Source organism: Pseudomonas sp. CP4, from assembly GCF_047758505.1.
Lineage (GTDB): Bacteria > Pseudomonadota > Gammaproteobacteria > Pseudomonadales > Pseudomonadaceae > Aquipseudomonas > Aquipseudomonas fluorescens_AO.
This window is the reverse complement of the sequence record NZ_CP180489.1, coordinates 116,313-128,287: the sequence shown is the minus strand read 5'-3', so window position 1 is coordinate 128,287 and position 11,975 is coordinate 116,313. Positions and strand designations below refer to the sequence as shown.

The 11,975-nt window shown below is 61.1% G+C and carries 9 protein-coding genes; 5 read left to right on the top strand and 4 right to left on the bottom strand.

The window, feature by feature from the left end; translation table 11 throughout:
* Positions 1-121: 121 nt before the first annotated feature.
* From ACMYUN_RS00490 to ACMYUN_RS00470, 5 genes are all read left to right on the top strand, one after another.
* The gene (locus tag ACMYUN_RS00490; protein WP_415762405.1) at positions 122-1,276 is read left to right on the top strand and encodes a MalY/PatB family protein; all 1,155 of its coding nucleotides are present in this window, start codon (positions 122-124) and stop codon (positions 1,274-1,276) included.
* 362 nt (positions 1,277-1,638) lie between these two features.
* Positions 1,639-2,496: a glucose 1-dehydrogenase gene (locus tag ACMYUN_RS00485; protein WP_133336178.1), complete on the top strand. Its 858-nt coding sequence runs from the start codon at positions 1,639-1,641 to the stop codon at positions 2,494-2,496.
* Between the two features lie 87 nt (positions 2,497-2,583).
* Positions 2,584-3,195 (top strand): Yip1 family protein, encoded by a 612-nt coding sequence (locus ACMYUN_RS00480; protein ID WP_415762403.1) that lies wholly within the window; start codon positions 2,584-2,586, stop codon positions 3,193-3,195.
* 42 nt (positions 3,196-3,237) lie between these two features.
* Complete coding sequence (locus tag ACMYUN_RS00475; RefSeq protein WP_415762401.1) at positions 3,238-4,581, top strand: cation:proton antiporter; 1,344 nt, start codon at positions 3,238-3,240, stop codon at positions 4,579-4,581.
* 184 nt (positions 4,582-4,765) lie between these two features.
* Complete coding sequence (locus tag ACMYUN_RS00470) at positions 4,766-5,059, top strand: hypothetical protein (protein ID WP_039761510.1); 294 nt, start codon at positions 4,766-4,768, stop codon at positions 5,057-5,059.
* 233 nt (positions 5,060-5,292) lie between these two features.
* Here ACMYUN_RS00470 and ACMYUN_RS00465 read toward each other — a convergent pair whose 3' ends face one another.
* The 4 genes from ACMYUN_RS00465 to ACMYUN_RS00450 all read right to left on the bottom strand — a co-directional run bounded on the left by ACMYUN_RS00465 (position 5,293) and on the right by ACMYUN_RS00450 (position 11,797).
* The gene (locus ACMYUN_RS00465) at positions 5,293-5,826 is read right to left on the bottom strand and encodes a hypothetical protein (protein ID WP_310408759.1); all 534 of its coding nucleotides are present in this window, start codon (positions 5,824-5,826) and stop codon (positions 5,293-5,295) included.
* A gap of 79 nt (positions 5,827-5,905) precedes the next feature.
* Positions 5,906-7,825, bottom strand: a complete 1,920-nt coding sequence (locus ACMYUN_RS00460; RefSeq protein ID WP_415762400.1) for a PAS domain S-box protein — start codon at positions 7,823-7,825, stop codon at positions 5,906-5,908.
* Entirely contained in the window at positions 7,818-10,148 is a 2,331-nt protein-coding gene (locus ACMYUN_RS00455; RefSeq protein WP_415762399.1) for a helicase C-terminal domain-containing protein, read from the bottom strand. Before ACMYUN_RS00455 ends, ACMYUN_RS00460 begins: the two co-directional genes overlap by 8 nt.
* A complete protein-coding gene (locus ACMYUN_RS00450; RefSeq protein WP_415762398.1) occupies positions 10,145-11,797 on the bottom strand; it encodes a VRR-NUC domain-containing protein in 1,653 nt (550 codons plus the stop codon). Before ACMYUN_RS00450 ends, ACMYUN_RS00455 begins: the two co-directional genes overlap by 4 nt.
* Between the last annotated feature and the right edge of the window lie 178 nt (positions 11,798-11,975).

Below are 11,975 nucleotides of genomic sequence, written 5' to 3'. Positions count from 1 at the left end.
CGCCATCGCTGGCAAGCCAGCTCCCACAGGGTTATGAGGTTGCCGTCAGGATTTATGTGCCTCGCCTGGGGCACGGGTTTATCATGGCGCCCACGAACCACCCGCCGTCACGAGACCATGCATGACTTTCGATTTTGATCAGCTGTTCGACCGCCACCACACTGGCAGCACCAAGTGGAGCCGCTACCCGGCCGATGTGTTGCCGATGTGGGTCGCTGACATGGATTTCGCCGCGCCTCCGGTCATCATCGAAGCCTTGCAACAGCGCCTGCTGCACCCGCTGCTCGGTTACAGCGTGGCCCAGGACAATTTGCGTGAAGCCATCGTCACCGACTTGTGGAACAAGTATTCATGGCAGGTCAAACCGCAGGAGCTGATCTTCCTGCCGGGCGTTGAGTCGGGCTTCAACATGGCCCTCAAGGCTTTGGTGCAGGCGCAACAGAATGTCGTCGTGCAGGTGCCGAACTACCCGCCGCTGCGCCATGCGGCGGGGCATTGGGGCCTGAACAAGGTCGAGCTGGAATTCAACGCCCAGGCCGATGGCACTTACGCCACGCCATTGGATGCACTGCGCGAGTCGCTGATCGGCGGCGGCGCCCTGCTCTTGAGTAACCCGCACAACCCGCTCGGCAAGGTCTTCGACCGCGATGAGTTGCAGGCAGTGGCGGACATTTGCGCAGCGCAGGACGCGTGGATCATCTCCGACGAAATCCACGCCGAGCTGTGCTTCGACGGCCGCGTGCACATTCCTACCGCGTCGCTGAGTCCGGAAATATCCAAACGCACCATCACCCTGATGTCGGCGAGCAAGGCCTACAACATCGCCGGCCTCAAGACCTCGTTCATGATCATTCAGGACGCCGCCCTACGCGAACGCGTCAACCACGCCCGCTGCGGCATGGTCGACAGCGTCAATCCGCTGGGCATGGAAGCCACGCGCGTGGCCTACAGCGAAGCCGCACCGTGGCTTGCCGAACTGAAAACCTACCTGCAGGCCAACCGCGACTGGCTGGTGAACGCGGTGCGCACGCGCCTGCCGGGCGTGAGCATCAATGTGCCGCAGGGCACCTATCTGGCATGGCTCGATTGCACAGCGCTGGATCTGCCGGATCCGCAGCGGTTCTTTCTCGAACAGGGCAAGGTCGGATTGAGTGCGGGACTGGATTTTGGCGACGCTCATCAGCAGTTCGTACGCTTGAATTTCGGCTGCCCGCGGGCGTTGCTCGAAGAAGGGATTGCGCGGATGGAGCGGGCTTTGGCTAACCGCAATCTCTGATCCTGCCCCGAGATTCCCTGTGTAAGTGATCCCCTGTGGAAGCGAGCCTGCTCGCGAAAGCGCAGTGTCAGTCGACATATTTATCGTCTGACGGACCGCTTTCGCGAGCAGGCTCGCTCCCACATGAGATTTGTGGAGTTGTCGGGAACCTCAGTACAACGGAAAACCCTGTGGGAGTGAGCTTGCTCACGAATGCGGCCGGACAGGTAAATATCTGTTTCTGACACACCGCTTTCGCGAGCAGGCTCGCTCCCACATTGGTTTTGCACAGCCAACCAAAATCCAGCGCAAATCCGATCGAACTCCAGGCAAAGCCACCGGGTCAACCCGGAACACTGGCCTTGAAATCAGGAGACCCTGCGATGACTGACTATCCAAAACCACCCTTCCCGAAACAAGCCCAACCGGTGCCTGGCTCGCAGCGCAAAATGGAGCCGTACCCAGACTGCGGCGAGCAAAGCTACGTCGGTTCCGGCCGCCTCGCCGGCAAGATTGCGCTGATCACCGGCGCCGACAGCGGCATCGGCCGCGCCGTCGCAATTGCTTTCGCCCGTGAAGGCGCCGACGTTGCCGTGGCTTACCTCAATGAACACGAAGACGCCAAGGAAACCGCACGCTGGGTCGAACAGGCCGGGCGTCAGTGCCTGCTGCTGCCGGGTGATATCGCCGAAAAAGCGCATTGCCAGGCGCTGGTCGACAAGACCGTTGAGCGCTTTGGCCGCATCGACGTGCTGGTCAACAACGCCGCATTCCAGATGACCCACGAAAACTTCGAAGACATTCCCGATGACGAATGGGTGATGACCTTCGATGTGAACATCACCGCCATGTTCAGGATCTGCCAGGCGGCGATCAAGCACATGGGGCCCGGTTCATCGATCATCAACACCAGCTCGGTCAACTCGGACATGCCCAAGCCGACCCTGCTGGCCTACGCCACCACCAAAGGCGCGATCGCCAACTTCACCGGTGGTCTGGCGCAGATGCTCGGGCCGAAGGAAATTCGCGTCAACAGCGTCGCGCCCGGCCCGATCTGGACGCCGCTGATCGTCTCGACCATGCCCGACGAAGAAGTGCAGAACTTCGGCGGCAGCACCCCGCTCGGCCGTCCCGGCCAACCAGTGGAAGTGGCGCCGATTTACGTGCTGCTGGCCTCCGACGAAGCCAGCTACATTACCGGGCAGCGCTACGGTGTGACCGGCGGTAAACCGATGCTGTAACCGTGCAGCAGAAAAACTGAACCCGAGCGGCATGGCATCCCTCCATACCTGTAAGCGCCTACGGGCCATCAGGAACAGGAGGTTGTCATGTCCGCCCCCCTCGTCAGACTCTTCACCCAACCCAACTTCGCCTGGACCGATATCCGCCGCGAAGAAGAAACCCATCCCCGCCACTACCTCGCTCATCTGCTACTGCTCGCGCTGATTCCGGCGGTGTGCCTGTTCGTCGGCACCACCCAAGTCGGCTGGAGCCTCGCCGTGGGTGAAAACGTGCGCCTGAGCACGGCCAGCGCACTGCAATTGAGCGTGTTGCTGTACGTGACGATTGTCGCGGGTGTCGCGGTCATGGGCGGTTTCATTCGCTGGATGTCGCGCTCGTTCGATGCGCGGCCGACGCTGAATCAATGCATCGGTTTTGCCGCTTACACGGTGACGCCGTTTTTCCTCGCCGGCATTGCCGGACTGTACCCGAGCCGCTGGCTGGCGATTCTGGTGCTCGGCGCGGCGTCGATCTACTCGACGTTTTTGCTGTTCGTCGGCCTGCCGACCTTCATGCACGAGCGCAAGGAGCAAGGCTTGTTGTATTCGGCCTGTGTGTGGGGCGTTGGCTTGCTGGTGCTGGTGACCATGCTGGTATCGATGATCCTGCTCTGGTTCAACGTACTCATCCCCGAGTACCTGCGCACGACCGTGGGCTGACCCGGTGCGCCTGTCTTTGAAAATTCGCTGCTGTGAGCGGTCATGAGTTTCGGTGTGTGGGTCGCGGTGCTCGGCGCCGTGCTGCTGACGCTGGCCCTGACTTCCTCATGGCTGCGCTGGATGCCGGTCACCACCTCGGCAGTGTGCCTGCTGCTCGGCATTGCCATCGGCCCCAGCGGCCTCGACCTGCTGAAACTGTCGCTGGAAGAATCATCGTTGTGGATGGAGCACCTGACTGAGGTCGCGGTGCTCTTTTCTTTATTTGTCTGCGGTTTGAAGCTGCGTCTGCCGCTGGGCAACACGACCTGGCGTATCGCCTTTGGCTTGGCCGGGCCGGTGATGATCCTGACCATCATCGGCGTGTGTCTGCTGCTGCACTGGGGCCTGCAACTGGCGTGGGGGCCTTCGCTGCTGATCGGCGCGATGCTGGCTCCGACCGACCCGGTGCTGGCGGCGCTGGTGCAGGTCAATGATGCGCAGGACATCGATAGCGTGCGCTTCGGCCTCTCCGGTGAAGCCGGGCTCAACGATGGCGTGGCGTTCCCTTTCGTTATTCTCGGCTTGCTGTTGCTGCACGGTGACGGCAGTGCCGGCGAGTGGCAGCACTGGGTGATCCGCAGTCTGTTGTGGGCGGTGCCGGCGGGTTTGCTGACCGGTTACTGGATGGGCCGTGGCATCGGCCGCATCGCCCTGTCGCTGCGCATTCACAATGAGGACAGCACCCTCGGCCCCAACGACTACCTGACCCTCGCGCTGATTGCGCTTTCCTATGTGGTGGCCGATGCGATTGGCGGCTACGGCTTTCTCGCGGTGTTTGCCGCCGGTCTCGGCCTGCGTCAGGAGGAGGTGAAATCCACCGGAATTACCCAAGTGCCTGCCGAGCACCTGGTGCAGCCGGTGGTCGGCCATCAGAACATCGAACCTGAAAACGCTGTGCATGGCGATACCGAACAACTGGAAGACAGCCAGGTCGCCGCCGGAATCATGATGGGCGACATGCTCGCGTTCGGCAGCCTGGTCGAACGGGCAATGGAGGTGTTTCTGGTCACCCTGCTCGGCGTCGTGCTGATTGCCCACTGGAATTGGCACGCGCTGTGGATCGGCGCGGTGCTGTTCTGTTTGATCCGGCCGCTGAGCGTGGCACTTATGCCGTGGGGCAATCTGCTCAGCGGCCCGCAGCGCCTGCTGATCGGCTGGTTTGGCATTCGCGGCATCGGCAGTCTGTTCTATCTGTTCTTCGCCCTGAACCATGGCCTGGATGCCGATGTGGCGAAGGTCTGTACCGACATCACTTTGTCGGTGGTGGCACTGAGCATTCTGCTGCATGGCATCAGCACGCAGCCAATGCTGGCGCGCTATGAAAGTCTCAAGCAACGAAAAAGCTGATGCTTCAATCGCTTCGATTCGCTGGGAATTATCGAAGTTTTTTCTGAAAAAAAATGGATCGCTGCGCATGACCCAAGGGTCACAACTTTAACCGCGCCAACCATCCAGCGCGGCCCGGCAGGTTCGGTTCCCCTGCGGTGAACAGCCTATTAAACGGAACCCCGACACAAACAAGGTCACGGTCATGAACGAATGCTCGACTCCTGCGCAAATCAAGGCTTGCAGAGCACTGGCTCTGGAACGCAATCGTCAACTGTTCGAAGAAGCCCACGAACTGAACCGAGCGGCCAACGCGCTGCTGGAACAGACGCCGACTGACTTCGAACGCTTTGAGCAATACCGGGCACTGCGCAAGAAAGCCGATGCGAAATTTGAAGATGCGATTGATCATCTGTGTGTGCTGAATGAGGATTTTCCGCCGATTCCGGCGGCGGTGCAGAATGCGGTTACTCCGCGGCGTGAGCTGGAAACGGCGTGATAAAAGTCAAAAGCCCCTCACCCTAACCCTCTCCCCGAGGGAGAGGGGACTGACCGGGGTGTTCTTGCGTATTACACCGGCCTGAAATACCGCGCCGAATATAGATCATGAAAAGCATGAAAATCGGCTCCCTTTCCCCCTCGCCCCCTTGGGGGAGAGGGCTGGGGTGAGGGGTTAGATCTCACAGACACCCCAAAATCCAGCTCCTGTACCCTGCCCCCGACCAACCCACCTCAAGGATTGGTCACCTGAATAAACACCGCATATACCCCCAGCATCACCCAGAACGTCGCAAAGATCCAAGGCGTGCGCACCGAGAACAGCAGCGACTTGCGATAGCCCTTGTGGCTCGATTCCATTTCGCTGAACAGCGGCGATTCATCGTACGCTGCGCCCATCACCGGCTCTGCGTGCAACAACTGGCTCTGCTTGAAGTGCCAGTGATCGATGATGTCGTAAGCCGCGCGAATCCCCGGCCAGGCATTGAGTGAGCTGAGCACACCGAGCAGCGCCAGAAACGGCGGTACGACAAGCGTAAACATCTTGCCCCACTCGGGATTGAGGTTGGCCATGCACGAAGCGAAAGCGATCACCAGAAACGACTGCGCGGCCAGATAGGCGTCGGTGCGGTTGGCGAGGATGCTGGTTTCGTACTGGATTTCCCGGCGGTAGAAATCCAGCCGTTCCTTGGGTGAGCCAAACATCTTGGCGTCGTGTTCGGCCAAGGCTTCTTCAGCAGCGCTTGGCTGGGTCAATATGCGAGGCAAGAGACGTGCCCTCCGAAAGTGAACAAGACCTTTTGGAAAGGCGCGTATCCGCACTAGTTCAGCCGGATCGACCAGCGCGTCACTTCATCGATTGGGCGATGATCTGCACCAGATTCAACTGGGTGAACGGTTTCGGCAGACGCGGCAGTTCGGCGGCGAAACCTTCCAGGCGTTCGGCGTAACCGGTGGCCAGAATGATCGGCAGATCCGGCTTGAGCATGCGCAACGCGTGAGCCAGTTGCGCGCCGCTCATGTGCGGCATGGCCATATCGGTGATCACCAGATCGATCACCTCACCCCGATCGAACAATTCCAGCGCTTTAGCGCCGGAGGTCGCGCCGACGACACGATGGCCGAGGTCTTCGAGCAACAGACTGGTGCTGGTCAATACCAGCGAATCGTCATCGACCACCAGCACACTGAGCCTCGGCACGGCAATCGGCGCCGCGTTGCTGTAAGTCGGGCGATTGACTGTCCGCTCGAGCGCCACCGGAATCCACAGCTCGGCCGCTGTGCCGCGGCCCTTCTCGCTTTTGAGAATAAAGCGTCCGCCCAACTGCTCGATGAAGCCATGCACCATCGACAAGCCCAGCCCGGTGCCTTTGCCCAGGCCTTTGGTGGTGAAGAACGGATCGCGGGCGCACGCCAGCGTGCTTTCATCCATGCCTTCGCCGCTGTCGATCAGGCTCAGGCAGACGTAACGCCCGGCCGCCAGGGTCGAATGAGTTTGTTCCAGCACCACTTCGGCTTGCGCCTGAATGATCACCGTGCCGCCCTCGGGCATGGCATCGCGGGCATTGGTGGCCAGATTGAGAATCGCCAGTTCCAGCTGGTTGCTGTCGGCCAGCACTGGTTGCAGATCTTTCGGGAAGCGCGTTTCGATGCGAATTCCCGGCCCCAGCGAACTGCGCAGCAGCCCGGTGATGCCTTGCACCAGTTGCGGGATATCGACCGATTCGGTCTTGAGTTCCTGGCGCCGGGCGAAGGCCAGCATGCGCTGGGTCAGCGACACACCGCGCAAGGCGCCCTGGGTGGCGTTTTCCAGCAGGCGGGCGATTTTCGGCGCGTCACCGATGCGCTTCTGCACGATTTCGAGATTGCCGAGAATCACCGTCAGCAGGTTGTTGAAGTCATGGGCGATACCGCCGCTGAGTTGGCCGATCGCCTGCATCTTCTGCGCCTGGAACAATGCTTCGCGGGTCTTTTCCAGGGCCTGCTGCGCCTCGTGCGCCTCGGTCACATCGCGGGTGATCTTGGCAAAACCGAGCAGCGTGCCGGTGTCGCCGCGAATCGCATCGACCACGACGTGAGCGAGAAAGCGCGTGCCGTCCTTGCGCATCCGCCAGCTGCGGTTCTCGAACCGGCCTTCGCGGGTGGCAATCTCCAGCGAACGCTGCGGCTCACCGATTTCGCGGTCTTCGGGGGTATAAAAAATCGAAAAATGCTGGCCGATGATCTCTTCCGGCAGATAGCCCTTGATACGCTGCGCGCCCTGGTTCCAGTTGCTGACGCAACCTTCGGGGCTGAGCATGTAGATCGCGTAGTCGGTGACGCCCTGCACCAGCAGGCGGAACTGCTGTTCGCTTTGCTTGAGGGTTTCTTCGGCCATTTTGCGGTCGGTGAGGTCGCGGGTGATCTTGGCGAACCCGAGCAGCGTGCCGTTGGGGTCGATGATCGGGTCAATCACCACGTGCGACCAGAAGTGCGTACCGTCCTTGCGCACCCGCCAGCCTTCACCTTCGAAACGACCTTCGCGGATCGCCGTGTCCAGCGCCCTCTGCGGCATGCCGTTGGCGCGGTCTTCAGGGGTATAGAAGCGTGAGAAGTGCTCGCCGATGATCTCGGCTTCTTCATAACCTTTGAAACGTTTGGCGCCGGAGTTCCAACTGGTGATAGTACCGTCGGGGTCGATCATGTAGATCGCATAGTCGACAACCGCATCGATCAGCAGCCGGAAACGGCTGTCTTCGATCGCTGCAGTTCTGTTGTTCTCACTCATCACACTCACCCGCCACTGTCATGGGCAGAAGTATGCGTGAATCCGCCGATTTGAAAAGTACCGGTTCGCTTCTGATCGCCCACCAGCGCGGCAACAACTGTTTGATGCGGCTTTCAGCAAAGCGGTCGTCGATGAGCATGACCGTGCCGCGATCCTCGCGGGTGCGGATCACCCGCCCGGCGGCTTGCACGACTTTTTGCATGCCCGGGTACAGATAGGTGTAGTCGTAACCGGCGCCGAAAATCGCCGCCATGCGCCGCTTCATCTGCTCGTTGACCGGGTTGAGCTGCGCCAGCCCCAGCGTGGCGATGAACGCACCGATCAGCCGCGCACCGGGCAAATCGATGCCCTCGCCAAACGCACCACCCAACACCGCAAAGCCAACGCCCTGGCTGTCGGCGCTGAACTGGTCGAGAAACGCTTGGCGCGCGCCCTCGGCCATGCCCCGCGATTGCAACCACTGGGTGATGTGCGGATGGCGCTCGGCCAACAACGTCGCGACCTGTTGCAGGTAATCGAAACTGCTGAAGAACGCCAGATAGTTGCCCGGGCGCTCGCTGAACTGGTGCGCGATCAGCTCGACAATCGGCTCCAGCGAAGCTTGGCGATGGTTAAAACGCGTGGAGATCTGGCTGACGATGTGCACCTGCAACTGCTCGGCGCTGAATGGCGACTCGACGTCGATGCACACGGTGTCGGCGGGCGTGCCGAGCAGATCGGCGTAGTAGTTGCGCGGGCTCAGCGTGGCCGAGAACAGCACGCTGCTGCGCGCCGCGCTCAGGCGCGGGCCAATGAACGCCGCCGGCACCACGTTGCGCAGGCACAGTTGCGACAGCGGACGCTTGCGCTCGAGATCGCGTTTGCTGATATCGAACAGGTAATGCTCGTCATACAGCTCGGCGACCCGGGCGAATTGCAGCAGATCGAAATAGAAGTTCTGCAAGCCGCTGTCGAGGCCTTGCGGATGCTCGTTGAGGTAATCGCCAATGGCCGCGCAACATAGCGAGATGGCTTGCAGGAGTTTGTCTGGGGCTTTGTCGTAGGCCTGATACGCCGCCAGTTGCGGCGCATGCAGCGCGTTCCATTCGCGGTTGACCCGCTGCAGGGCATTCTTCAGCGCTGCCGGCGCGGTCTTGCGCACAGTGCCGAGGGTGAACTGGTCGAGACTGGCGCTGTACATCTGCCGGCCGCGCTCGACCAGGTTGTGCGCTTCGTCGGCCAGCACCGCGACTTTCCACTGATTGAGCTGGGCGAGACCGAACAGCAGCGCGCTGAAATCGAAGTAATAGTTGTAGTCGGCTACCACCACGTCCGCCCAGCGGGCCATTTCCTGACTCAGGTAATACGGGCACACGCTGTGCTGCGCGGCGACTTCACGCATCGCTGCCTGATCCAGCAGGTTGATGCGGCTGGCGGCTTCGCGGGCGGCCGGCAAACGATCATAAAAGCCTTGGGCCAGCGGGCAGGATTCGCCATGACAGGCCTTGTCCGGATGCTCGCAGGCCTTGTCGCGAGCGACCATTTCCATGACTCGCAACGGCAAATCGGGCGTTTGCCTGAACAACACCTGGCTTGCATCCAGCGCCAGTTTGCGCCCCGGGGTCTTGGCGGTGAGAAAGAACACTTTGTCCAGTTGCTGCGGCGCCAACGCCTTGAGCATCGGGAACAGCGTGCCAAGGGTTTTGCCGATGCCGGTCGGCGCCTGGGCCATCAGGCAGCGGCCGGTGCTGACGGCTTTGAACACCGACTCGGCCAGATGCCGTTGGCCGGGACGAAAATCCGCATGCGGGAACGCCAGTTGCTGCGCGGCCAGATTGCGCGCCTCGCGATGAGCCATTTCCTGCTCGGCCCATTGCAGGAACAAGCCGCACTGTTGCGCGAAAAACCCCTGGAGCGCCTCGGCGCTGTGGGATTCGACCAGGCAGGTTTCCTTTTCGCTGACGATGTCGAAATACACCAGCGCCAGATTGATCTGCTGCAGTTGCAGTTTCTGGCACATCAACCAGCCGTAGATCTTCGCCTGGGCCCAATGCAACTGGCGGTGATTGGTCGGTTGCTTGCTCAGGTCGCCGCGATAGGTTTTGACTTCTTCCAGGCAGTTCTGCGCCGGATCGTAGCCATCCGCCCTGCCCTTGACCTTCAGCGCGCCGAATTCGCCTTGCAGCGCCACTTCGCTCTGGTACTGCTCGCTGCGCCGCGAGGCCACGGTGCGATGGCCGACGATGCCTTCCAGCGCGGTCGGTGACGGGGTGAAGCGCAGGTCGAGGTCGCCGGTCTTGGCGGTGAACTCGCACAGTGCACGCACGGCAACGCTGTAGCTCAAGCGCTCTGCTCCGCCCATTGCACGTAACACACGGCCACCGGCATTTGATGCTCGTGGCAGAACTCCAGCCAGCGCAGCTGATTGTCCTGCAAGCGGTCGCCGGGGCCTTTGACTTCGATCATGCGGTAGGTCTTGTGCTGCGGCCAGAACTGAATCAGGTCCGGCATGCCGGCGCGGTTGGCCTTGATGTCGAGCAGCAGGCGATTGAACCAGTGTTTCAGGTGTTCGGCGGGCAGACAGGCCAGCGCCTGTTCCAGCAAGTCTTCGTTGAGCGCGCCCCAGAACACGAACGGCGACTGGATGCCCCACTTGTCGACGAAGCGCTGGCGAATCGTCTCGGCGTAGCGGCCGTCATCGAGTTCGCCCAGGCAGACCTGAAACAGCTCGGCACGGCGCTCGAGGAAATCTTCGCTGAGCAGATCCACCGGGCCGCGCTGGAACGGGTGAAAGAACGCACCCGGCAACGGCGCGAAGATCGCCGGCCAGCACAACAGGCCGAACAGCGAATTGATCAGGCTGTTCTCGACGTAATGCACCGGGCCGTCATCGGCGTGCAAGTGCGCTTGCACATGAAACTCCACCGACCGCGCCGGATCGATGCGCGGCAAGTGCAAATCGAGGCGCTCGACCTCTCTGGCCTTGGCGCGCTTGAGCGGCGGGCCACCGAGTTTACGCCGCAGACGCGGGACGATCCGTTGCAAACCTTGTTGCTCGGCCGCGCTTTGCGGTGCCTGTTCGGCCAGCGTGCCGAGCTCCAGCGCCAGCGCGTATTCGCCGCAGCGTTCGAGCACACGGATCATCCGCAGCCGTGCGCCCGGATAAGCGCAGTCGCGGTAAACACTCAGGGCCAGGGCAAAGTCGCCGATGCGCTCGGCGTATTGGCCGATCTGGAACAACGCCTTGGCTTGCCGGCGGCGCAGCCACGGGTTGTCGAATTGCACGGCGTTGATCTGTTCGACGATCTCGTCCAGCGCTTCACCGGCTTCGAAGCGCAACTGGCATTGATGCAGGAACAGGCAGGCGTCGACGTCTTCGCGACTGCGCAGGCCTCGGGAATCGGCGCAGAACTCGACTTTTTCATAGGTAAAGATGCCCAGGTCGGCCAGCACGAACTCCGACCAGTCCTGATACAGATTGCCGAAGAACATCAGGCGCAGGCGATCGCACAGGTCCATCAGGGTCAGGCTGAATAGCCGCTCAGCCAGTTGCGGCGCCCAAGCGCGCAGGGTCTGTGCCTCGCTGAACTGTTCGGCCAGCACCGGCAGCCACTCGTCCTTGCGCCCTTTCGGCTGTTCGATAGAGGCGCCGAATGCCTGCAAAAGCTCGGCCTTGAGCAAGACATCGAACAGTTCTGCCAGTGTCAAATCCGCCTGTTCATCGAGCCAGCCGCGATCGAGCAACGGCTGCGCCGCCTCGGCAATGTCGCCGATTTCCAGATAATTGAGTTTGCTCGCGCGAAAGTGAATGCCCTTGCGCATGACCATGCGTACCAGCAATCCCTGCGAGGTTTGCGGCAGCGTGTTGAAGTCGCGGATGAAGCCGTGCTCGCTTTCGTTCATCACATCGGCATAGCGAAGCCCAAGCCAATCAAGCACTTGCCGGAAGTTGTTGAGGTAATAGAACGGATCGTCGAGAGGGTTGGAGGTCACGGGAATTCAAAGCCACGGCAAGCGAACACTGGTTATGCGTACAGATACCAGCTCAGCCCTGCCCGGCGCAAACGGAAAAAGATCAATGGCATTTTTTTGCGCCGCCATCGAACTTTTCCGCCGATGCTGGCACCAACCGCGTTACAGGGCCGACAATGCCCGCAATCACATTCAAGCA

What these genes read in the sequence shown, in the direction of transcription:
- ACMYUN_RS00490 (WP_415762405.1), top strand. Translation starts at nt 122, where the DNA reads ATGACTTTCGATTTTGATCAGCTGTTCGACCGCCACCACACTGGCAGC.
- ACMYUN_RS00485 (WP_133336178.1), top strand. Translation starts at nt 1,639, where the DNA reads ATGACTGACTATCCAAAACCACCCTTCCCGAAACAAGCCCAACCGGTG.
- ACMYUN_RS00480 (WP_415762403.1), top strand. Translation starts at nt 2,584, where the DNA reads ATGTCCGCCCCCCTCGTCAGACTCTTCACCCAACCCAACTTCGCCTGG.
- ACMYUN_RS00475 (WP_415762401.1), top strand. Translation starts at nt 3,238, where the DNA reads ATGAGTTTCGGTGTGTGGGTCGCGGTGCTCGGCGCCGTGCTGCTGACG.
- ACMYUN_RS00470 (WP_039761510.1), top strand. Translation starts at nt 4,766, where the DNA reads ATGAACGAATGCTCGACTCCTGCGCAAATCAAGGCTTGCAGAGCACTG.
- ACMYUN_RS00460 (WP_415762400.1), bottom strand. Translation starts at nt 7,825, where the DNA reads ATGAGTGAGAACAACAGAACTGCAGCGATCGAAGACAGCCGTTTCCGG.